Origin of the sequence: Bacillus sp. ISO11 (assembly GCF_003458115.1) — a bacterium.
In the GTDB taxonomy this organism is placed as follows: domain Bacteria; phylum Bacillota; class Bacilli; order Bacillales; family Bacillaceae_G; genus Bacillus_A; species Bacillus_A cereus.
Window position 1 is genome coordinate 12,937 of sequence record NZ_QXCO01000020.1, and the last position, 24,171, is coordinate 37,107.

The following is a 24,171-nucleotide window of genomic DNA, read 5'->3' on the forward strand; positions in this document are numbered from 1 at the left end:
AAAATTAAACTGTACTAATAAGTAAAAAGACAAAGGTTTTATACTTTTGTCTTTTTATTTTAAGGCGATTCATTCGTAACTTTCCCACTCTTTAGGCTTCTTATCATACTTTAAACGTCCAGTCGTACAGAATGAAGCAATCATCCATTGAATGAGGTTCATCTTTGCATATGGATCAACACAATCCTCTATTTTTTTTAATTGATAGCCTGTACTGTTTTTCTGCCAAATTGTATATCAACGAAAGTAAGTTGTCGTAACAAGTCTATTTTCTTCTAGAAAAAAGTTAACTTCCTCTCTTTACCTATGAATACGAACAATGAATATGCCTTTAAAAGTAGATTCTCTAAGCAAAATACCCCTAAAAGCACTAAAAACGCCTTCCTACAAAACTGTAGAAAGACGTTTTAAACATTGTTATTGCTTGATTCTTCTATAATTGACTATAACTATTTAACCGATACCGATGGTCGGGGGTGAACTAAAACTCCTGAAGGAACACGATTTTGAGTCGGTTATAGAATTTAATCTTCTCCATAAACCATCAGAAACATTGATATATATACGCTCTTTAACGTTCAATTTAAGTTTAAACAAAATTATAACATACGACTATCTTGTAAATAAGTATTTTTCGTTTAAAAAGATTCGTCAAGTTGAGTAGTTCGACATAAAACAATTTTCTTCCTAATATATTAGTTAATATATTAACGCCCTTACCGACACAAGACTCTTTAAATAATCATTAAGCAAAACAAAAAGGCTAAATCGATTGTCCATCTTTAATTAAACTTGTTAAATCAAAGAAATCTATTAAATGTCGTCCAAAAGCATTAATTCCAATTTCAGGGTTAGCAACATTTTGACTGCTTTCCATATTGTCTTTTTCGGGACTCGCCACAATTCCAAGTAACCCCATTCTTTCTAATCGGTTTTGTATATTTTTTTTATATGCTTGATTTTCATAATGTTTTTTAATCTCTTCTTGTGATGCGGATACACTTAAAAAGTTATTAAGTTTTCCCGTTACATTATATCTATATTCCCCCGTATAAGTTAACAATTTTTTTATATCATCCACTCTTAATTCTCTTAAGACATCACAATAAGCTATGATACGATTTTCATCTTTGATTTCTTGATCGATTATGTTTTCAAAACCATTAAAAAGAAATTCAACTTTTTCATCCTGCGCATCATTCATTATATCTTCTAAAATAATAGGAAATGCTTTTTGTTTAAGAAATTCATTAAATGCCTTGTCCAATCTTTGTATTTTATCTTCAATAGCTATAATACGTTCTTGATGTTCTTCTAAACGTTTTTTCAATCGATTTATTCGATGTGAAGTAATAGCCCCACTTATATAAGGTGCTACGCTTCCAATATTATCAAATACGTATTCTACCTTACTGCCTTCTTCAACTCCTAATAAATTTTTTACCGATTCAACTACATCGAATTTCATTTCTTTCTCCTTTACATGGTTTATTAGCTAATTTCTCGAAATTCTTTTATTACATCCGGAATGCCTGTGTTTAATTCATCTTTATTATATTCCATTCCTAATTCACGTCTTAATTGGTTATAATCTTTTACTGTTACCTCTACAAGGTTTTGTGAAACACCTTTTTTTATTTTACCGAAAGAAGAAGCTAATTCTTTTGTCGCTTCGATTAATTCAAGACTAGCATAACCTGCATTTTTAAAAATAAATTGTTCAATATCTTGAGGACTTAAATAGGTTCGCTCACTTGTATGTCCTAATTCTATATAACCAGCTCTTATGGATTCTTCTTTAACTATATTTACACTAGAAATTATCATACTATAAAGTGGTGCATATAAATTCTTATATTGTTCCATTTTAAAATTCCTTTTTACTTTTCTCGGCTCAATATATAAATGAATAAGTAAAAAAGTAAGAACTGAAAATATTACTGAAATAAAAGCTGATAATATTTTTACATCAATACTCATTTTTCCTCCTTAATAAACAAGAATAATTTCTTTTCATAGACAAAGCACCCTTATAATAAGAGTGCTTGTACAATCTATTTTAAGTATAAAAATACTTCAAATTCCTATATAAAACTGTTAAAACATCATTTTTTTCCTTTTGCTTGTGCCAAAACTGAAGCAGCAAGACTTTTTGTTAGTTTACTAGTACCCTTATTTTGCAATGCTTTTGACGCTTTAGATGCCATAGACGCACTCGATACTTTCTTTGATCCTTTTGCCATTTAATCACCTCCTTATTCCAAATGGACATTTTTACCTTTATGCATATATTGTATTACGTTTAAAAATAAGACACAAGATATATGTATAAATTCTTTTTTAAACACAATTTAATTAGTAATTATCCACGAATCTTTTTCAGCAGGATTCGTATATATTTGTTAGCACCGCACAAGATGGTGACCACTCTTTTCCCTCATGCTTGCATTTATTCCTTACCACTACATATACATACTTTTTTACACTTATTTAACTTAAAAATCATGCGAATTTATTCCATATATGAGGTAATAATGTTTTAAAGATACGAGGGATTCAGGTACTTCTTATCTACACTTAATTCAAATTGGCGTAGAAATAAGCATTAAAGTTTCAAGTTTTAAACTTCTTGTTTTCCCCTTATCTAGCAGTACAGTTATTTTCTTTTGTCTATTTTTAAGCTTAATTGAGTCATATCTCATCGTCATTTTAAAAAGATCCCCATTTTTATATGGAGATCTTTTTTTAACGAAATGAAACTACTAATTTAAAATAATAGAAAATGAGCTTGATCCCCATAAAGTTGTTTAATTTACAATAAATTCGTTTAAAACATAATAAAGTTATTTAAAAAATGCTGGTCATGTTCTTCAACAATTGAGCCATTTAATTGAATAAGACTACACAAAAAGTTGCTTTCCCTTACGTAAGGAAAGTGACTTTTTAGCTTGATTCCCCCCCTGTTATCAAGCTATTTATTTTAAGTTCTTTTGACAAATATTGAAAATATTATTGACTATTCAGTTGAACTGTATTACGTTATTATTAAGTTGAACTATATAGTCGAACTGAATAAAGGGTGAGGATATGAAACATAAATTACTACCGTTGTCTGAAACCATGCATTATATTTTATTAGCTATGCGTGAGCCACTCCATGGCTATGCCGTAATGCAGAAGATAGAAAAGATAAGTAACGGTACTGTTATTTTAGCAGCTGGTACATTATACGGTGCGATTGAAAACTTGAATAAGCATGGTTGGATTGAATCTGTTGGAGAGTCAGGTCGGAGAAAAGTTTATATGATAACTGCGGAAGGAAGTGCCATTTTGAAAATGGAGCAAAATAGGCTATTACATATATTATCCCTGTACGAAGGAAGTGAATCGAATGAAGAAAGCTAAGATATTTTTTGATATCGAAAAAGAGGAGCAATGGCTGAATGAGCAATTACAAAAAGGCTATCGTTGTACAAATATTAGTGGATTAGGAATATACACTTTCGAAAAAACCGACAAGAGATATGTGATGCGACTGGATTATCAAGATTATTTGTCAAAGAAAAAGTTTAAAGATTACAGAGGGATATATGAAGATTTCGGTTGGAACTATATAAAGGGGCCCTGGCTTAGTGGAACTCGATATTGGCAAAAAGAAGATGATGATCAAAATGAAATCTTCTCGGATCGCCAATCAAAGAGCAATTATTATAAAAGATTGATGGGTTATTCATCTGGTATTGGTATACTGTTATTGCCTTATTTTCATATGCTTTACAAGAATTCAGGTGTATATTTAACTGAAGGTCTTTGGAGTATGAAAGGTGCATTTTTTTGGAAAGCATTATTATTTGAAACTCCATTTGTCCTTTTGAGGTTGCTTCCAGCCCTTATGCTTGTTTTCATTGGTATCAGCTTCTATAAAACTTATCAAAAGTATTCAATGTTAAAAGAAAAATAAACGTTTTTGAAATCTTCCAGGATCGCGCGCTATTGTTGAATAAACCTTAGATTTCCAAACGACTTTATTGTTATATTTTTGAGTACAGTGAAGTATCTGATATCGAAAATTAAATAACTATATTTTAACCCTGTCCTAAATTTAGTACGGGGTTATGCTTGTTTTAGGTATTAAAGTTATATAACTTTATTGTCTTTATACACCTCCATTAATATCCTCCCGCCTTAATTAATAACATAGTCATAAACATACTAAACAAGAGGCTTTTTAAATACTTATTTTCATCTTTTGCTACAAAAAGAGCTAAACAGCAGAATGAAGCCCACCCTAACCAAAATAGCATTCCAAAATCATTGGTAAATTAGTCAATTAAATCTACTCCTTCGAATGTTTTATCTATTACACTGTTTAATATATTCATTTTCCCTTCATATTTTAAGAACTAAATAAAAAAAGACAGAAGTTTTACATTCTGTCTTTTATATTTGCCTTAAAGTAATCCATTCGTAACTTTCCCATTCTTTTGGTTTCTTATCATATTTGATACGACCAGTTGTGCAAAATGATGCAATCATCCATTGTATGAGATTCATCTTTGCATACGGATCAACACAATCCTCTATTTTTTTCAATTGATAACCCGTACTATTTTTCTGCCAAATTGTATATAAACGAAAATGTGTTGTCGTAACAAGTCTAGCTTTTGTTGTAACTTGCCATTTCGCAATTTTCGTTAAATCTTCTTTAACTTTTCTCTCATACTCTTGTCTTATCACTTTATAAGTCTTATCTTTATTAATTAATCCATTAGAAAATGAAAAAGGCATTTGATGCACCTCATAGACCGTTCCTTCTTCATCTCCTAAAATGTTTGATTCTACTAGAAATATATTTTTTAGTTTTAACTGTTCCGTTAATTCTTTTCCGCTCCGATAAAAAGGTTTTTTTATCTTCTGAAGCATAACAACCTGTACAATTAATGCGATAAGTAATGGATACGCTAGTATAAACACCATATTAATAAACATATTTGCAATAAGTACACCTACTAGTGCGAATATCATGTAATAAATATATGTTTCTCTTTGATGAATGATTCTACTGTTCAAGTCAGGATACCTCCGTTTTGATAGATAGTGAACGCAACATACACAATTGCTCCTAATAAAATAGAACAAGCCCCTGGAAAGCTCTGTATCAGCTGTATTTCTTTCTTTGGTAGTTTGGCCCCAAATATAGAAGCTGCATGCTCCAATTGGTCTTTAATCGCTCCTACAAATCCTAAAATCTTAATTAGTCGATACACACTAGCTATCCAAAAGAATAGTAAATGGAAAGCTGTGAGTGTAATTGCGGTAAGCATAGCCGATTCTTCTACTACATTGCTAACATATAAACCTACCACCACAAGCATTTTGGTATCACCGGGTGAAGAAAATTTAAATGTCTCTAGCAATAACCCACACGCTAAGGCCATGACTAGTACAATTGCAATCTCTTTCCCTGTTCTTGTTCCGGCAAGGTACGTGATTCCTATCCCCAATATTAAGAATAGTAGATGCCACATATTCTTCGTTTTTCTATATTTCAAATCAGTAAATACATTTAGGAACATGTAACTTAGTAATAATCCCACAATATACAGACCCATTTTCTTTACTCCCCTCTTAATTTCATAAAAAATGCTGTGTAAAAAAGGGAACCACTTTTAGAGTAGCCCCCTCGTTTATTTTTATATTTATTTTTTGTTCCAAGAATCAACATCTGCATTGCTTGATGCTTTTGTGAATCTTGCTAGAATTGTATCATAGCCACCTTGAATTGCTTTCCATACGAACGGGCCAATTACTAATACGATAATCACCGCTAAGGCAATTAACATACCGTTTTCTGATGATAGTTGCGAATCCTCGTTTTTTAACCAATTTTTCATTTTTGCTAACATGATTGAATCTCCCTTATCCATTTATTTGAGCTATACTTAAAAAACATCATTCATCTAAAACTTCTATTATTTGTTCCAAGAATTCACATCTGCATTGCTTGATGCTTTTGTGAATCGAGCTAGAATCGTATCATAACCACCTTGGATTGCTTTCCATACAAATGGGCCAATCACTAATACGATAATGACCGCCAAGGCGATTAACATACCGTTTTCTGATGATAATTGTGAGTCTTCGTTTTTTAACCAATTCTTCATTTTTGTTAACATGTGTATTACTCCTTTTCCTATTCCATTTTTAGTAATGTCTTCTATAAACTTGCAAATCCTTGCATTAAAGATTGAATAACAATCACCATCGGATAAATCACAATACAACCAATAACAGCAACGTTAAATTTATTCATTTCCATCGGCTTATTTTGAATGAGACGGTTATAGTTCTCATGTTTTAACTCGCGCATCATTTTAATTTGTGCGTCCATAATGCGAAGACTCTGTACCTTGTCTGTTTTTTGTGCTTGTTGCAATGCAATCGTAAAGGTATTTACTTCTGGACTATTTAAAGCAGCAGCAAAGTTTCGAAATGGTTGATCCGAGCCCGCATACATTTCTAATTCCGCTGTAAGTGTAGATACATACGGACGAAGATGTCTTCCAGCATATATCTCTGCCTTTTTTACTGCTTCTAATGTTGTATGTGTTTTTAACAACTGCAACATTGGAATTAGATACTCTGGTAATTCGAACTTCCTAGCTTCAATCGCCTGTTTGCTTCTTTTCTTTAATAGATAATCAGGATAGAAATAAAGCAATGGTGACATTAGAGCGCCTACTTTAAATAAATAGTAATCATGAAATACAGTACATATTAAGAAGACAGAGGTAAAAATGATGGGATATGCTACCTTCATTTTCAGATATTCTTCTGGTTCCGTATCCAAGCCAGCTTCTTCTAACTTTTTCTGGATCTGCTCTTTTTTTTCTTCTGTCAGATACTTATGTGATAACGACTGGAAGGGAGCAAGCATTATTTGATTTAAATTCTTCTTTTCAATTCGTTTTGCATTTTCTACATAGTTCGTAAGTAAGCTACCACTATCTTTTTTACTTTGTAGAAAGGTAGAGAATACCCAATACATGACAACGAATACCACTACAGCTAAAATCGTAGCCACCTTATTCCCCTCTTTCTGTTGGGTTATAATTTGCAATCTTTTCTACACGAGTTGCTAAGAAAAAGACAATGAACATATTTACCGCTAACGCGATTTTCCCCATCATAGAACCTGCTAAATATCCATATGCTTCTTTTGACATCAACATAATAACAATTGGCATGGCGATAACGATTAAGCAGTTCTGTACAAAAGCCCGTTGTGCTTGCGACAAACTAGAACGCAATCTTGCCAGGTATAGCTTTTGTTTTTCAAAATCTTCTGCAATATCTAGTAGGACTTGTACTGAATTTGTTCCACCTTCTCGGCTACACACTTCCAACATTTCATGGAAGAATACCAATTCTCTAAAGTTAAACGTTTCATTGAATTCTCTAAATGCACGATGCATTGTGGTTCCACCTTCTAATAAAAGAGAAACTTTCTCTATTTCTTCTTGAATGCTTTCATGCATCATTGGTTTCACCTGAACTAACACACGTTTTGCATTGTTGCTAATTTGAAGTGCATTTGCTACTGCCTTCATATAGATAGAAAGACGGTCAATGACAATCAAGTAGTAACATTTTTTTCTTCGATAAAGAAGAAACCTTGGAACTAAAAATCCAGATAAAACAGTAATCAGTGTAAAAGGAACTCTACCAAAGGAAAAATAGAATACTGCTGCAATACTCATTCCGAAAAGAATCGTATATACCCAGTACATACTTTTTGTCAATTTCCACTCGTACTTTTGGGCTTCTTGGATAACGGATTGTGGCAAATACATTCGTATCCCTTTGATATTTCTTAATTCCAAGCGCCTTTCTTCTTTCTCATTTTCTTGAACAAATTGAGAAAGAGCAGAACCTTTAGATTTTGCAAAAAGTAAAACGAGCAATCCTACACTAATAAAGATTAAAAATATACATCCATAGGCTAACAAACTATGCATACTGCACCTCCTTTTGTGAAAGGAATGGCGCATAAAGAGCTGGATTTACAGTAGAAGAACGGAATTTCTTCTCCATTTCAGCTGACATTTTTGCTGTAATGATATGATCTCCATGAATCTTTCCTACTCTCTCATTCATTTCATCGTATTCCTCACCCGACGGAATAAATTGAGAAAGCTGATTGAACTGTATATCATCTCGATAATCTAACAATTCAATCATCTCTGTAATATAGCGATTCCCATCATCTTTCTTCTCTAAAAAGACAATCACATCAAATGTCTGTGAAATTAATTCATATAAATACTGAGCATCAATATTCGCACCACTTTGCAGACACATAAGCATTAAACGTCTAACCGCTTCTTTTGCACTTCTTGCATGGACAGAGGTGAAACCAGGATGTCCTGTTTGAAAGAAGTTAATCATTTTTAACGCTTCTTTCCCCCTCGATTCTCCTACAATTAATCGCTTTGGTCCTTGACGTAAAGCATTTGTTAACAATCTGTCAAAATCGATTGCATTTTCTTCTACTTCCGATGCCCTACATTGCATCGGAACGAAGTGATGTTCTGGAAATATGCGATGTAAATAGAGTTCGGGGTTATCTTCTACTACGAGAGTACGTTCTTTCTTCTTCCCATTTGGAATATGAGAAGCAAGATACTTCATAAACTCTGACTTTCCTGTACCTGTTGCTCCAGCGACTAAAATATTCATTTTGGCTTTCACAGCTGCAGCCAAAAAGTGTAACATTTCTTTCGATGCTTGATTGGTAGATAACATACGTTCTTTAGAGGCACGGAGGTGATCTGCATTCTTACGAATCGTTATTGTTGTTCCGAGTCCCCCAAGTTCATCTAAAGCAATATTGATACGGATATATGGAAACACGCAGTCCACATACGGCTTTGCTGTATTTAATGACTCTGATGTACTGTTTACCATCTTATAAGCTAGGGCTTTCACTTCTTCTTCTGTCTCAAATCGGTAAGGAAATGTACATTCTCCCTCTCCGATTTTTTCGTAAATGATTTCTTTTGTGCCATTGATATAAATATCAGTTACATCCTTATCTTCTTTTAAAGGTTCTATAATCCCAAATCCAACAATTTCATCACACACCATATTTAGTAACTGTTCCGAAGGTACATCTGAAACGACGACTTGATTGCTTAGTAAAAAGCCTTTAATAATTTGCTCCACAGCTGTTCTCTTCTCTTTATTCATAAAGGATTCGCTTAAGATATCACGATGTTCTTTTACTAAAAATGCACGAATTTCATCTGTAATATCTTTAATTTGTTGAGCTGTAGTTGTTCCTAACTTTCGAACCGATTTAGAACGAATCCTATAACCAAAGTGATATAAGTCCACTCGATTTCGCTTTAAGGATACTTGTTTTTCCTGTAAATAGCCCCACATACTACTTGCCACCTTTTTAATTTCGTAAACCAAAGAGACCCTTTTTCATAGAGGAGTGCTGGGATGGAATATTAAGACCAGCTACTTCCATAATATGATGGACCTTTGCATTAATTTGCGGGGAACCAAATTGCATTCCCCATTCATAACTCGTACGATCTCTGTCATACGGAATTGTCACCGCAATGTTTTGGGAAGAAAGCTTTTCAATATCTTCTACATAGTCCTCGTCTCCCATATTCAAAACATGAATCATACGAGGTAATGTTAGCTTTGCTTCTTCTATTAGTTGTAATTCTCTTTTAATTGCTAACGCACCACGAGGGTTGCCATTTAGCACATGAACAACAAGGTCTGATTGGTATAGGATTGGGTAACTAAGCACCTCGGATAATTCAGTTGGTACCGATAGGATGATGTAGTCATATTCTGTATCTACAAGTGATTCGATAAATGTCGTTACAAACAATTCTTTCTTTTGAATCTCTGGGAATTGAGTTAAACTATAACCTGATGGAAACACCAGAAAATCCATCTTATCGTGTAATTTTTGCGTCAACCTTGGATTCACTTTTTTTTCTAGTAAATCTTGCTTGGTACAAATATACTGCAAGAGATTGTATTCATTTTCTTTTCTTACAAGCCCTAGCATATTTTTACTCTCATGGCTAAGACCTGTTCCAACCGCGAAGTTTGGTCTTACTTGGTCCGCTTCTACATAAAGCACCTTTTTCCCTAAATGAGCTAACTCATTTGCCATCGCAATACTTAACGTACTTTTTCCTACGTTTTCGTTTGTCGCATAAAAGGCAACCATTCTTACTTGCCGGTCCATCTTAAAAGCCCCTTCCTTATTTGGATTCGTTCAGATACTGTGCAACATATTCTTTTACACTTTTAGATATGGGATTGGTTGAATGCTTCTCTACATAGTCTAAAATATTTTTCTGGTCAGATATTTGCGAGAATCCTTCTGCTGGTTCTAATTCTTTCCCTGTTTGTTCTACCTTTTGTCCAACTGCAACAGGAATTACATCTCCAAGTGTTTTCGCACGATTTAGATATTGAAGTTGTTCTGGTGAAACAGCCAATGTATATAATCGCGTTACTTTTGGCTTTTGTTTTCCTTCTTGTTCCTCTTTTGATTCTTTCTTTTCTAGTACAAATGCATCTTCTGTATTGCTATCCTTTGCAGCCGTAACACGTACACGTTGGAAAAGACCACCGAATACTACCTTCTCATTGTCCCCGTCCTTCACAACCTGCTTAAAATATAAGTCCACATAAGTGTTAGGAATGATACTATTACCTGAACTTGTTTCCAAATCAACGAGTAACGGGAATGCAGCTTCTCCATCTTTCAAATTTAAAATGGCAGAGTCAGGTAACTCCTCTTTCTTTACTACTTTATTTTTAAAAAGATAGCTATTTTCGGTGATGGGCTGCCCATCATTTGTCCACTTACCTATAACCTCTTTTTTACTTACACGTAATGCATTTGGAGGAATCCCATCACCAGGTAATGTTCGTTCCACTAGCATTTCTTCTTTAATCTCTGTATGCGCAGGTATATCCTTTGCAGCTACAATAACTTTTGTTGGTTTTACTGCATTTTCTACTGCAAAATGATTGTATCCATAGATACCCGCTACTGTTATAGCAGCTAAACCTACCGCTGTAATCTGCTTCTTTTGAAACTTAGACGGCTTCAATGTTTATATTCCTCCTTATGTAGCCTTTAAACGCAAAAAAGGACACACCTATGGCGTAAAACGCCTTAGGTGTGTCCTTTTAGCTAATCTAAAGTCTATATGAAAATGTTGGATTTATTTTCTTTAATATTACAATCTCAATATTATGATATATATAGTTTCATGTCAATCATTTCTAAAAAATATCTGTTTTTTCTATTTAAAAACCACGTAATCGATAATTAACCTCGCTCCAAAAACCCTGTTATAACAAGGTTTCTAACCTATTAAGCATCCCGAAAATATGTTGTAATTAATCTAACACAACTGAATATTCCAAGGTGGTCGGTTGCTATCCTTTCTCTTTCATTTTATGGAGAAAAGAAGAGATCATTTGGAAATACTGTTCACAATAGTTGATGCAAGAGGCAAAATTATTATTAAAACGAAATCAATTTTGTTCCTGTTTCAAAATACTTTGCAGGAGCATAACTTTTCCCATTCCGATCCTGAAATTCACTTCCAATATATAACGATGCAATCATTACGATAATTCCAATGAAAATTACACGTTTCATACGTTGTTTTTTCTTTTTATCCATTCAATATTCCCCTTTCTACAAAAAAAAGACACATCCCATTAAGGGATGTGCCTTTGGTTTATCCATTCAGCTACTAGTTTAAGAAGGATATCTTATTGTGTTGATTCATCTAATTATACTATATTTTATTCTCATTTCCTATTTCTCATGTAATACCAATCTGTTAATTTATAAAGTACATCTTCCTTACCAACCCAATTCCAACCAACTCCACTTCCTCCAGGGAATGGATCGTCAGGAAATACTCTTCTTTTTATGAAATCATCATACGCAACACCCTTAATCTCTACTTGCTCAGTTAAACATAAACTCATTTCATTGATACCTGCTGGAGCTGTTTCTACATTAAAAGTGTATACACCATCTTTTGTCTTCAGTGGTGAATACCATTTTTGGCCACCATCAATGATTTTCTCTTGTCCATCCCAATATAAAGACTTAGTTGGTCTTTTACTATCAAAAACATGTCCTGTTGCTTCAGATAAATACATATTTTTAGGTAGGAATTTCGCTGTAGTATCTTTAAGTTCTTTCTTCTCTAAATCTTGAGTAGACTTTAATCCTTCGTCTGCAAATGGGTATTGTGCCTTAGCAGCAGTAAATACACCAGGGTAATTCGCATTCCAATCATTTTTGTACTTACCGTTTACTTCATACGAAAATCCATAACCAGAATGTAGCTTAGAAGGAGCTAAATTACCAATACTCCCTGTCAAAGTTTCATAATACATTTCCCCAGTTATATCTTCTTTTGATACACGTTCACTTACTGTTTCTACTACACCTTTTACACTCGTTACACCACACATTGCCTTTTCTTTTGAAGGCTCATAGATTGCTGTTTTAATAGGATTATTTTTGTACGTAGTTTCCTCGATGTCTATACGATTACCAGCAGGGTTAATTTCCGCTTGAATTGTTCCTTTACCTTTATGTTGCCAGTCAAGGTTCAGGGTTTTCTTTTCTCCCTCAGTTAATCTTACCTTTTGTAAAGCTACTTGTTGTCCGTTATGTTTTAACACAACTACTGTTTCAGGATTCGTATATTTTTCTTCTAATACATCTAACTTTTTAATTTTATTCTTCTCTTTTTCTAACTTCTGTCTTGCATTATCTAGCTTACTTGCCGCACTATCTAGTCTATTTTCTTCCCAAGAGCAGTCTCTATCAATGTAGTGATCCTTTCCCTCGGCATCTACTTCATGAATTGGATTACGGCGACAATAACTTAGACTAGATTGAGCACTATCTCTTTCCGATTCAGAGCTATTTACTTCTTGTTGAGACTTATTAATATTGTTGTTTACCTTTGCTCTATATTGATCACGCTCTGGTTTAAAATTATCACGTGATACATCTACTCTTGTTTTGATATCCTTTCCTTCTTTTGCTGTTTCTCCTTCAATTCGATCAGCAGAAAAATCAATTTTATACTTAAAATCATCTTCATCTCCCGGATCTGGATTAGGTGTTACTTCAGTACCACAGTTACCATCTATGGTGAAATCAACAGTTTTCTCGTTTGATTCCCTCTGAACAGCATCAAGGACTTTAATTTTCGCAGTATATCGACCACACATTTGTGGCTGCCACCTTAGTTCTTCTGACTTAAATTGTCCTGCATCACCTTCATTTGGTTTTTGATTATCTTTTTGTGGAATTGAACGCAGATAATTTTCTTGATGATACACGGTTTCGCCATCTTTTGTAATATCTAACATCCATTTAACTCGGTTCCGTTCTCCAGCAGCTTTTTGATAAGGGTTTACTGTTGATCCATTAGGATCTCGGTCATTGTATCCTTTATTTTTACTTACATATTCAAAACCGTTAAATGTAAATTTTACGGGTATATCTTTTTTCCCACTCGTAGCTTTAAAATCTTTTATTTGAGGTTTACTTGTACGCACATACCACAAGCTATACCTATTCACACCTTCTACACCACTAGCCCCTGCATATCCGCCAGAGAGATAGGCAATGTCTCGTATCCAATAAAACTTTCCTAGAGTTTTATTAGGGCCATCTAATATTTTAATATTATGTTTTTTCATGTTATTCAAAACAAAATCTGGCTCTCCCCAATATTTATCTTTAACAACAGTTTTTGTAACTCGTTCAACTTCTGTTACCATTCTATCCCCAACTATGACTGAACTGTTGACATACCCATCATTTGAAATTCGTACATACGGATCTGATAAGTCTTCATTTTGAACTAGATTTTCCCTTGGATTTTCCCAATTGAATGATCCATTGTAGATAGCTGGATAATGCAAATCAGCTTTATATGCAAAATCTACTGCTTTATAATCGCTTCCTGGTCTAAGTAAACTACCTTTTAATTGCAATTCATCAGATTTTAATAGCGAATTTTTACTACCATCGAAAAAAGGTATGTCATTATTCGATGCACTTGCAACTGACGGCAATGCTAACATTAAAGAGGTACAAGTTAAGAACAACCTATTTCGCATTCTCATAAAATTCTCCTCCTTAAACGCAAAAAAGGACAAACCTGTACCTTGGTAAGGTACGTAAGGTTTGTCCTTTACGTATTTATCGTTATATTAATCTTATAAAATTATACAATAATGCATTTCAACTGTAAACACTAAATGATTACTTAGGCTCTACTTCTACATACATCATGTGTTCTGCTGTAGAGTGACCTACACGAATTTTATATTTACCTTTTTCATAATTATTAATTGCTTGAGCATCTACTGTTTCCTGGATTTCTTTATCTAAAACTAAAGCTGAATTTAACATAGCAACCCATTTTTTAGCTAATTCAATAGTCGCCTCATTATTGTCTAGGAAAATAATTTTAAAATCATCTTCATTATTTGCATCAATGTAGACTTGAGCACCTATTGTACCTGCTGGTAAGTACATATTCTTATCAAGTATTCTAATAGTTCCATTTAAATCTGCATATTTAAGATTAGTGCCGTGTTTACTATTCACACTCTTAATAAGATTTTGCGCTTCTGTAGAAATAGATTTCTGAGCAATTGGATCGTTCATAGCAACTGGATTATAAGTAACATCTTCTGTAGTTAAACCTTTGTCTAAATTCGTTGGTAAATTAATTTCTGGTTTTGTCTCAGGTTTCGGGTCTGGTTTTGGATCTGGCTTCACTTCTGGTTTTTCCTCTGGTTTTGTTTCAGGTTTTGGGTCTGGTTTTACTTCTGGTTTTTCCTCTGGTTTTGTTTCAGGTTTTGGATCTGGCTTCACTTCTGGTTTTTCCTCTGGTTTTGTTTCAGGCTTTGGATCTGGCTTCACTTCTGGTTTTGTTTCAGGCTTTGGATCTGGCTTCACTTCTGGTTTTGTTTCAGGCTTTGGATCTGGCTTCACTTCTGGTTTTGTTTCAGGCTTTGGATCTGGCTTCACTTCTGGTTTTGTTTCAGGCTTTGGATCTGGCTTCACTTCTGGTTTTGTTTCTTTTTCAACTGCATTAATAGAGTTATATAAGAATTGACTATACGCTTCACGTGTTACAAACATTTTTGGAGAATACATATTATCTCCTGTACCAATTGTAACCCCATTTTCCTCTAATGCACTAATTGCACCGTAAGACCAAGAATTTTTATCAACATCTGCAAATTTTGTTGTTTTCGTTGCCTTAAATTTAAAAGCATTTGTAAGCACTTGTGCCATTTGTTCACGAGTTAAAATATCATCTGGACCATACTTTCCATCACCAAATCCATTTACAAGTCCTGCTTTAGCAAGTGCTAAGATTTCTTTTTCAAACAAATGTCCTTTAATATCAGTAAAAGGATTTTTGAAGCTAGCATCTGCATCTGCTGGTTTTACGTACATATAAATCATACGAGCAACTTGCCCACGAGTTACATTATCACCAAAGCCAAAGATATTATTTCCGTACCCTTGCACTACTTTACGATTTGTTAAATCATAAATTGCTTTTGTAGACCAGTGATTTGCTGGAACATCATTGAATTTTAATGAGTCTGTGTTATCAGCCTTAGCAGTAAATGCTCCTGCTCCTAGTAATGATGTACCCATAATTGTTAGTGCTGTTGCTGTTTTTAAAAATTTGTTAGCCATTGATTGTTCCTCCAAATATATTAATTTTTCATAGATTCTTTTATTGTACCTAATTTAAACATAAAATCCAGATAATTTAACATACAAATTAATTAATTAACATTTTTTATAACTTCTGTTCTATATAGGTATATTTTCCTGGCAAAAAACTATACTTTTCAGCATAGTCTTTTATAGTACAAATCTTAGAATTTTCATTATTTAAAATATACTTGTCCCAATCCCTCTTTACTCGCCCATATCGGAGCTTTTATGCCATCTACACCAATCAGCTTAAATATGAAGAAATGGTGTTCTGCTTTCACCTTAAAAGAAAGGGATTGATTATGATCGGTGCGTCCCTTTGTATACTCATACTTCCATCCATCCATCTTTTCTTCTTTCATTCTTTTCTCTATCCCAGGGACTAAATCCACCCTTTTTCCATTGTAATCATATTGAAATCCACCCTTATTTTCTGCGATTTCTACTATATCAGCAGCAAAGTTATGTGCTTTCACTAACTGTATTCCATACAAAACGCCTTCGGGTAAAAGGCTAATTAATAATAAAGAAAAGGTAAGGAATAGAGCCGTAGTTACTGTATTTTGCATTTTTAATGCACCTACTCTTTTTCTTTATTTTACGTTTCCACCTAATTGTTTTTCTTTTCCATTTGCATCATAAATAATAATACTTCTCGCTTTACTCTTTATCGTTTCTTTTTTTTCATCAAATTGCTTAAAATAACTAGCAGCTTCTGCATCACCTTCGACAGCAATCATTGCTGGTTTTTCCTGTACATCATGTACAGTGAAGTTACGTTTTGAAGCGGGATCTTTAAAATCCGCATTACCGTTATACGCCTTTTCAAACTCTTGTTTCGCTTTTTCTGCATCAATAGCTATTTCTTCTTCTGCACGCAGAGTACCTACTTTTACAGACTTAGCCACAGCTATCTCGCCTCCCCTTTCTAAAGACGATTTATTATCAGTATGTGTTGTATCTCCAATCACCATATCAGTTACAAAGAATAGACAACCTACAAATAACAGCAACATACTTGCTGCAACAATAAACTTTTGCATTCCTCTTCAGCCTCCTTAACTTTCAGACTTTCGAAATCGAAATCCACTTAAAATGGAACTTTTTTTGGAATTCAACAATTGATTTGGTAGCAATAACTCTGCTATTTCCTTCATTATTCCTTCTAACTCTTTATAATAGTTGCGACTTGATAGTAACGTACTACTATTCAATTGTGACTCCAACACATCTTCTATTTCATATGGTGGTAAAGCAGTTAATACCTTATCTCCAAAGCATTCTTCTACTATTTCATGCTTTAAAAGTACAGGAGAAAACTTATTCCCAATGATCCTCACTTTCTCTAAACCTAAGTAAGAAACGAGCTTTCTCTCTTTTTGTGTAAGAGGATGCGCTATCTTTAGCAATTGATGCAGATCTGGTTCCGCTACAAAGAATATGTAATCCGCCATTTCACATATCTCATGGTATAAATCTTTATCCCAATCGCTCCCTGCATCAATAATAGATATAGGTGCTTCTTGGTTGGCCAATAAAACCTTAATAAAATGGTCGAAGTCCTGCTCTGTTTCGTTTTGAAGCTCTTGGTCAACTATAGGATTCTTTACAATATAATTTATTCTTCCTTGCTTCCATTTTGGAATTAATAATATATCAGATTCCTTCTGTAGCATCTCTTTATATCGCTGCAACATAAATTCACTACGATAGTTTTCTGGCGCTTCTGTATATCCCTTTAATAACGGATACGTATAACCATCATCATATAGATTCTCTATATAATTCACATCAATCTGTAGTTCATTTAAGTAAGCGGCTAAAAGATGTGAAACAAAAGTGGCACCACTTCTCCTATTCATGTTGGCCACAACAATTGTTCTTCTTGGAATAGCAATACCAATTTGTTTCTCATATACTGGCTCAAAAGCCAATTTATACTGTTTTTTTATAATTGGCGCTTTTGGCGTTTCTTCCTGAATAGACTTACGCTTTTGTTTGTTTTTAAATAATTTTAAAGTAGAGTGTGATTCACTGTTGTTACCTTCCTCTAATTCACTTGATACTTTCTCTTCTTCCTCATCAAAAGGAACTTCAGGCAATTTCGTATGTTGCGGTGCTTGACTTGCTCCTACAATTTCCACCACATTTTTAATATCCGATTCCTGTAGCAGCTGCGGGATGACTTTATTATCAATATCAATTTTACGAGAGTTAAAAATGTCATAGATACCTAGATAAATCAGTTTCGCTAAAAATTCATCATTATTTTCACGCTCTGTAAATACTACAATGCGAATATCCCGCTGAAAGCGAATGTCTCTTAACTTCTGTAAAATAATTAATTCTCGCTTATCTTCGTGTCCCGCATCAATATTTAATCGTTTGTCATTAATACATAGAATATCAGGTTGCTCCGTATCTAGAATTTCATCTAAATACTTTATGTGCATGACATCACTATCAGCTACTTCAAATCCTGCACCAACAAAATCCTCACGTAAATATGCCGTATACACAGTATCACTAATAGCTAATACAATCTTTTTCATTATGAAAAACTCCTCTTTGATAGAAAATCACTTTAAAGTAATAGCATGTTTTCAAAAGGCACTTTTGTTGCGTTTTGTATTTTTGTTAATAGTTCGGTGAGAAGTGATTCTATTTCAAACCCCTCCAAATTACATGGCATATTATCAATAAGGTTATATTTGACTCTAACCTCTAAACGATCCTCTATTTCTTCTAACGGTATCGCACTAAATAAACTTTGTTCATATATAAATCCATCCCGAAGATTTTTTTGTATTTCTGTCTTGTCTTTGTAAACAATGGTTACTTGTGCTAATTCAATAAAAGGATTATCTAAAGTTAATTTTGTATTCCAGTTTAGACTCCAGATTTCACAGCGGCCGTCCGTATGCACAACATTAGCAGCTACAGATGGAGTAATTGTAAATAAACGATCTACTGGAACATTTGTAAAAGTAGTTGTTTTTCCTTCAACTACTTTCAGTCCTCTTTCCTCACGTTCATGCTCAAGCGAAATTTCCGCACCAAACAATGCAATTTCACAAAATACTTGCTCCATTATGGGTTTAATGCCTTCATACGTTCGAACAGCAAATACACTAAATTCTTGTGTTTCATCCGTTCGAACTAATTCATAAATGCTAAATTCCGCTGCATTTACAATCGCAAAAGGAATATCTTGTACAAAATTAGGATTTATAAATAGAGAATCCGGAATCACTGTCTCTGGATGTTTGAAAAACTCTAAGCCAAGCTGATATCCTTTTAGAAATGCATTCTTAGCAGCAGCTGGAAATAATGTTTCAAATCTTTTGAGATTGCTTTTAAATTGCTTCTCTTCGACCTCGTTATTAAATTCTCTATCTTGTAAAATGTTTACACGATCAGCAAGCAGTAAAAAATAGTAGTTAATAAGAGAATTAATTCTCTCCTCAAAAACTTGATTATCTTTACAATATTTACCAAATCTTCTTTTGCTTTCACTAATAATTTCATTCATTCTTTAATACTCTCCTTATCATTTTCTAGTTATTAAATAAAAAAAAGACACACCAATGGCAGGTATATGCCCTCGGTGTGTCCGTTTAGCAAGAATTAAATATCTCTCGATTCGTATATTAATTTTAATCAATAAAACTTATGTATAAGATTATCTCTATAATATCTAAATGTCAATACTACTTCGCAATTATTAATTAAAGTCACAAAAATAATGCTTCTAATTGATTAACCTTTTTCTTTTTTTGCATATGTCATTTAATCACCTAATTCAGGTAATACTATTGGTATATTTAAGTAAAGGATTTTTATACCAAAATTTCATTTTTTTATTTACAACTGAATTTCAAAAGTACAAAACAATCATTTAATATATTCCTCGCCTTAGGGAACTTAAGATATAAAACAATCTTTATAGTACTCATAGCATAACTAACAGTAAACGACTAAAACATATTAATGTTATGTAAACAATCAGGCGACATAAACGCGTTCAGTTAATATTAACATATCAACTGACATTGACATGAAATTTCATATTGAGAGATGAATACAAGTTAAACTAACCCATCCAGTTCATACCTAAGCTAATTTATTAATTACATTATTTCGCAAACAAATATTATAAAATAGCTTGTAAGTTCCTATTTTAGTTATTAGACAAAAAAGCACGCTAATGATGAATATACATCCACAACATATTTTTCTTGTAACAATTAAAATGACTTCTAGTTAGTATATACTTATATTTGAATGATGCACAAAATCGTTTCTTCTACTCAAATACTATAAAAACTACAATCTATAATTATAGATTGTAAAGATATTAGCTGCACTTTTTTTATCATAGAAAAGAACTCATACTTATAGTATGCCCAAATAAATAAGTCGTATACCTAAGTATTACAACTGCTATTTATAACTAAAACTCCCAATATGCTACACCGTTCTTTTTATAAACCTCCTTGATCAAGAAGGTTTCAAAGAAAGTCTATCTCCATTTAATTTTTAACACAATTTGAAGTACATAACCCAAATTTGTTAATGTCATATAAACAATTAACTAACACTAATACCCTTGAATGAAATTAACATATCAACCAACATTGATATGAAACGAAACAAAAATGTGTAGATGTTAATTTCATATTGATATTTTACATATTATATCAATCCGATGATACTCAGATATAAATTAACGTAAAACCAATTAGTAGATCTACATTTATTATCATTAGTTACTGGAATGTAATAACTAACAAACCAGCGCATGCTATATTTTATTACTAATTACTTTTATTAACTTTTTAATGGGTATCTAAGTCATACACACCCATTAGAATAACTAATATCTCTAAATGTAAATGGCAGTTTCTATTTCTGATCAACATGACATTAACAATTAGGATGATTTATCCTTCGTTTGGATGTTTTTTTGTTAATGTCGTATCAATCTCGTAGCAATACCTTATTTCATGTCAATGTTATCTTTATGGATATTCGAAGTATGCTTATCTAATTTTCGTTAACATATCAATCTCATTGTCTTATTTATGAACTTATTAATATATGCAAACATATACTAGAAATCGGATATCTACAAAATACATCACTTGGATTATTCTAGTATTCTAAGTCGAACCTTAGTATCTTAAAAACTTCCTCAAAATTATCTATAAAATCCTTCGTTTATGGTTCACATTTCATGTTAAAAGGTAATCTTTTTAGATCAACATGTATACAAAGGGTTGATCTATATCTATTATAGTTAACAAAACATTAACAATAGGTGTCCGTATGTTATTAGTAGGTGGTTGTAGTGTTAATTTCATGTCAATGTCATGTTTCATGTTAATGTCAACTCACGGACTCAATCTGTTCTTTAATGCTGATAAAGATCATTTTGTTGATACTGACTACATAAATTTCTATCACGACATGCAATATACAACTTAAATTGTACATTCTACGCTAAATTAATATACATAAGTAGATCCTAACTTGTATATAGCAAGTAAATAGGGAGTAGGACGAACCTCTTCGAAGTATTATGATTGTGCTCCTATATCCTTAAATACCGTTTTGTTTATTGAACAATACTAACTCTACATTAATATTATTTACTTTTTACTAGTTTTTATACGTAATAATTAGATTTTGGGCGTTACTTTGTGTATTTTCCGTTATATACCCGGATTATATCCTTATAACTTATTTACAAAATAGCTTTATTTCCTTATCATTAATATTAAGTAGCCTAATTTGTTAATCTCATAGCAACTATCAATAGCGCTACTACAATAATATATATATTCCCATTAACAAAACATTACCAATTTAAAATATATAATTGGTAATAAAGTTACTGATTCATCGAATTCTACACTAAACGTTAATGTTTTGTTAACAAGTATATGTTTACATGTTAATTCTATATTTCATGTAATTCACTGGATTGATAGGGGTTTTTACTAATATTATCGAAATACTAACTAACATGTTAATCTCAGCTCACATGTTAATTATAATTAGTTATTTATGAGTTGATTTTTGAGGAGGTAGTTACAATGATTGAGCAAAAAAATGAAAAACAAGACCATCAAATTAACGATGATGATATATTAGATGATAATGTTTTCGAAAAAGCATGGCGGATAACAGAATTCTCAAAACTAGTAGGACGTCATCATAATACAGTTTATAATTGGTTCAATATCCTAGAAGAAAAGGGACTTCATGAAACTTTAAGAACTCAAAATACAAATGAAAAACTCTATAATGCTTTAGATCTTGAAATTGCTCTATTTATAAAGCAGAAAAGGGATGAGAAATGGTCTCTAGATGCAATTATTGACCTTTTACCACACCAATTTGATTTAAGACCAGTTTCACCAGAACATCAAACAAATGAGGTATCCACTGAATTAAACCTTCAAGCTACTGCTGAAATTATTGAAAAAATGGTAACTAAACAGTTAGAAGAAAAAATAAAACATATTGAATCTCATTATGAAGAGAGGGTAGAAAGTATATTAAAGCAGTTACCACAACCAGAAGATGTAGAAACGCTAAAATTGCGTCAACGCCAAGATAGGCTTGATAATTTTATTATTGAGCATAGGGCACGTCAGGAATTAAGAAAACAAGCAGAGAGCTTATGGAATAATAAACCTGAGGAAGAGCGCACTAGAAAAGCAGGCTGGTTTAAAAAAGAGGAAGACTTGAGTAAAAAACAACTCTTCATAGAGCAATACATACAAGATAATATTATTGAGTATATAAAATCTCTTATGGATTCAGTGGAATAATAAAAAAGTCTGGAACTTAGTCCAGACTTTTTTATTATTTTGTAGTACCAAACATCTTATCTGGATCTAGAAAATCTGCTAGATCTTCATCTTCATTTGCTCCAGCATTATTATTTTCTTCGTCACTACCCATATCAATAAAATCTCCAAATGCAAAACCTAAATCCTCATCCTCATCTATACTTTCAATCGTACTAATTTGAGACTTTTTATACTGAATTTGGCTTTGTCTTTCTTTAAATTCATTAAATTCTTCAACTAAACCTTTAGATAATCTCGATGGTAATGCATCGGTTTTATAGAAGGTATATACAGTTCCTAAGAAATCATTCTTACTTACCAAATATCCATTAAAAACTGTACCATTTATAGGTAAATTATTTGAAACTTCTACCTTAGCGTCATCCATAAAGGAATCATTAATATTCTTTTGCTCATCTAGGATAGCAAGCATACCAAAATGATGTACTTTTGATGCTTCAACAGAACCATCATCGTTCTTCTTCATCAAATCAATCGGGGGATGGAAAGAGCTTCCTCTTAATGATTCTTGGAACATTTCTATAATTGCATGGCTATTTTCTATTTGATTCATATTACGTGAAACCTTATTAATTACTAAACAGCCCGTTTTCTCAAGTAAAATACGTTTAAAATCTTGAGAATCCAGTATTACGGATGTACCAGATCCATTAGCAGCGGTATTTAACTCATGAATAATTTCACTAATACGTTGATTTGCATAATCTCGTGAATTAGCAATACCTTTTTTCTCATTTTCATTCAATTCCTTAAATTCATCGTAAAAATGCTGGTTATCAGCAAACACAACAAATGCTACACCTTTTGATTTATCATTTGCTAATTTCCAAATTTCCTGTGAAAATTTATTTACTTGTCGTAATACATCAGGCCCATCTGCTCGGACGGGAAGAGTTACAACAATCCCCATTTTAATAAAGTCTTTGCGCTCAATAGCATTTTCAAAGGCTATTCTCGCAAACTTCGCTTGATTCGCCTTGATTTCAGACATTGGATATAGCTGCGCAACTTTTTGTAATTCTTGTCTGATTACTGGCTTGTTATGAAAAGCCGAAAATTCTTCAATAGCCTTAATGATTGTAGAAGTTCCAGTTCCTCCACCTAAACCTGCAAAAAATAAAACAAGTTCATCCGAAGGTCTTACTCGTTCAGTAATAAATTCTTTTAGCTTTTCTTTTGCTTCCTCATTTGAATCAAGGACTTTTACTGCACGCTCAGGATTCTTACCTAAACCACCTAATTTCAGTGAAACTTGATTACTTTTGGGTACATTTTTTAATTCAGCTAGATCTCCATCATTACTATTTAGTGCTAAGCAATTATATACTGCTGTACCATCTGTATGTGTATATTCCGCAAATTTATCTACCATTCTAGTACCAGCTTGACCAAAACCGACCATCGTCATTTTAACTGCCACTTCATTCTTCAAGAAGTTTTTTGCCATTA

Annotated in this window: 23 protein-coding genes and 1 pseudogene; 3 read left to right on the top strand and 21 right to left on the bottom strand. The window is 32.8% G+C overall.

Annotation, left to right across the window (positions count from 1 at the left end; genetic code table 11):
• Window positions 1-69 precede the first annotated feature (69 nt).
• From D1166_RS32180 to D1166_RS31340, 4 genes and pseudogenes are all read right to left on the bottom strand, one after another.
• Window positions 70-267, bottom strand: a pseudogene (locus D1166_RS32180) (hypothetical protein); the annotation flags it as partial.
• Between the two features lie 496 nt (window positions 268-763).
• Entirely contained in the window at window positions 764-1,468 is a 705-nt protein-coding gene (locus D1166_RS19840) for a hypothetical protein (RefSeq protein ID WP_097862160.1), read from the bottom strand.
• A gap of 23 nt (window positions 1,469-1,491) precedes the next feature.
• Window positions 1,492-1,980 (bottom strand): hypothetical protein, encoded by a 489-nt coding sequence (locus D1166_RS19845; RefSeq protein ID WP_000020917.1) that lies wholly within the window; start codon window positions 1,978-1,980, stop codon window positions 1,492-1,494.
• Window positions 1,981-2,105: 125 nt separating this feature from the next.
• On the bottom strand, window positions 2,106-2,243 hold the full coding sequence (locus D1166_RS31340) for a hypothetical protein (RefSeq protein ID WP_001051893.1): 138 nt from the start codon (window positions 2,241-2,243) through the stop codon (window positions 2,106-2,108).
• Between the two features lie 844 nt (window positions 2,244-3,087).
• Here D1166_RS31340 and D1166_RS19850 point away from each other — a divergent pair.
• On the top strand, window positions 3,088-3,405 hold the full coding sequence (locus D1166_RS19850; RefSeq protein WP_000681020.1) for a PadR family transcriptional regulator: 318 nt from the start codon (window positions 3,088-3,090) through the stop codon (window positions 3,403-3,405).
• Window positions 3,392-3,961 carry a DUF2812 domain-containing protein gene (locus tag D1166_RS19855; RefSeq protein ID WP_000709385.1) on the top strand — a complete coding sequence of 190 codons (570 nt, stop codon included), beginning with the start codon at window positions 3,392-3,394 and terminating at the stop codon, window positions 3,959-3,961. The genes D1166_RS19850 and D1166_RS19855 overlap by 14 nt, the downstream gene beginning before the upstream one ends.
• Window positions 3,962-4,440: 479 nt before the next feature.
• Here the strand turns inward: D1166_RS19855 and D1166_RS19860 are convergent, their stop codons facing one another.
• From D1166_RS19860 to D1166_RS19930, 16 genes are all read right to left on the bottom strand, one after another.
• Window positions 4,441-5,070, bottom strand: coding sequence for a hypothetical protein (locus D1166_RS19860; RefSeq protein ID WP_001088480.1), 630 nt, complete (start codon window positions 5,068-5,070; stop codon window positions 4,441-4,443).
• Window positions 5,067-5,612 (bottom strand): hypothetical protein, encoded by a 546-nt coding sequence (locus D1166_RS19865; protein ID WP_000525024.1) that lies wholly within the window; start codon window positions 5,610-5,612, stop codon window positions 5,067-5,069. The genes D1166_RS19860 and D1166_RS19865 overlap by 4 nt, the downstream gene beginning before the upstream one ends.
• Window positions 5,613-5,699: 87 nt before the next feature.
• Window positions 5,700-5,906: a hypothetical protein gene (locus D1166_RS19870; protein WP_000879954.1), complete on the bottom strand. Its 207-nt coding sequence runs from the start codon at window positions 5,904-5,906 to the stop codon at window positions 5,700-5,702.
• Between the two features lie 66 nt (window positions 5,907-5,972).
• Entirely contained in the window at window positions 5,973-6,176 is a 204-nt protein-coding gene (locus D1166_RS19875) for a hypothetical protein (protein ID WP_000956353.1), read from the bottom strand.
• A gap of 41 nt (window positions 6,177-6,217) precedes the next feature.
• Entirely contained in the window at window positions 6,218-7,084 is an 867-nt protein-coding gene (locus D1166_RS19880) for a hypothetical protein (protein WP_000201165.1), read from the bottom strand.
• A gap of 1 nt (window position 7,085) precedes the next feature.
• Complete coding sequence (locus D1166_RS19885) at window positions 7,086-8,018, bottom strand: type II secretion system F family protein (RefSeq protein WP_098202953.1); 933 nt, start codon at window positions 8,016-8,018, stop codon at window positions 7,086-7,088.
• Complete coding sequence (locus tag D1166_RS19890) at window positions 8,011-9,444, bottom strand: TadA family conjugal transfer-associated ATPase (RefSeq protein ID WP_097998736.1); 1,434 nt, start codon at window positions 9,442-9,444, stop codon at window positions 8,011-8,013. The genes D1166_RS19885 and D1166_RS19890 overlap by 8 nt, the downstream gene beginning before the upstream one ends.
• Before the next feature lie 16 nt (window positions 9,445-9,460).
• Window positions 9,461-10,279 (bottom strand): AAA family ATPase, encoded by an 819-nt coding sequence (locus D1166_RS19895; RefSeq protein ID WP_098209553.1) that lies wholly within the window; start codon window positions 10,277-10,279, stop codon window positions 9,461-9,463.
• 16 nt (window positions 10,280-10,295) lie between these two features.
• Window positions 10,296-11,156, bottom strand: coding sequence for a Flp pilus assembly protein CpaB (cpaB, locus tag D1166_RS19900; RefSeq protein ID WP_097862200.1), 861 nt, complete (start codon window positions 11,154-11,156; stop codon window positions 10,296-10,298).
• Window positions 11,157-11,575: 419 nt separating this feature from the next.
• Entirely contained in the window at window positions 11,576-11,737 is a 162-nt protein-coding gene (locus D1166_RS31345; RefSeq protein ID WP_000358416.1) for a hypothetical protein, read from the bottom strand.
• 131 nt (window positions 11,738-11,868) lie between these two features.
• On the bottom strand, window positions 11,869-14,220 hold the full coding sequence (locus tag D1166_RS19905) for a hypothetical protein (RefSeq protein WP_097995528.1): 2,352 nt from the start codon (window positions 14,218-14,220) through the stop codon (window positions 11,869-11,871).
• 139 nt (window positions 14,221-14,359) lie between these two features.
• Complete coding sequence (locus D1166_RS19910; RefSeq protein ID WP_118043402.1) at window positions 14,360-15,817, bottom strand: S-layer homology domain-containing protein; 1,458 nt, start codon at window positions 15,815-15,817, stop codon at window positions 14,360-14,362.
• 197 nt (window positions 15,818-16,014) lie between these two features.
• Entirely contained in the window at window positions 16,015-16,410 is a 396-nt protein-coding gene (locus D1166_RS19915; RefSeq protein WP_097862179.1) for a DUF4320 family protein, read from the bottom strand.
• 24 nt (window positions 16,411-16,434) lie between these two features.
• Window positions 16,435-16,884, bottom strand: coding sequence for a hypothetical protein (locus tag D1166_RS19920; protein ID WP_097862178.1), 450 nt, complete (start codon window positions 16,882-16,884; stop codon window positions 16,435-16,437).
• 15 nt (window positions 16,885-16,899) lie between these two features.
• On the bottom strand, window positions 16,900-18,393 hold the full coding sequence (locus D1166_RS19925; RefSeq protein ID WP_098203181.1) for a CpaE/TadZ family protein: 1,494 nt from the start codon (window positions 18,391-18,393) through the stop codon (window positions 16,900-16,902).
• 32 nt (window positions 18,394-18,425) lie between these two features.
• Window positions 18,426-19,373, bottom strand: coding sequence for a hypothetical protein (locus D1166_RS19930; protein WP_118043403.1), 948 nt, complete (start codon window positions 19,371-19,373; stop codon window positions 18,426-18,428).
• Between the two features lie 2,566 nt (window positions 19,374-21,939).
• Between D1166_RS19930 and D1166_RS19935 the strand changes: the two genes are divergently transcribed.
• Window positions 21,940-22,680, top strand: coding sequence for a MerR family transcriptional regulator (locus tag D1166_RS19935; RefSeq protein ID WP_000572539.1), 741 nt, complete (start codon window positions 21,940-21,942; stop codon window positions 22,678-22,680).
• Between the two features lie 34 nt (window positions 22,681-22,714).
• On the opposite strand, the gene D1166_RS19940 is transcribed toward D1166_RS19935, so the two are convergent.
• Window positions 22,715-24,169 (bottom strand): FtsZ/tubulin family protein, encoded by a 1,455-nt coding sequence (locus D1166_RS19940; RefSeq protein ID WP_001097031.1) that lies wholly within the window; start codon window positions 24,167-24,169, stop codon window positions 22,715-22,717.
• Window positions 24,170-24,171: the final 2 nt, after the last annotated feature.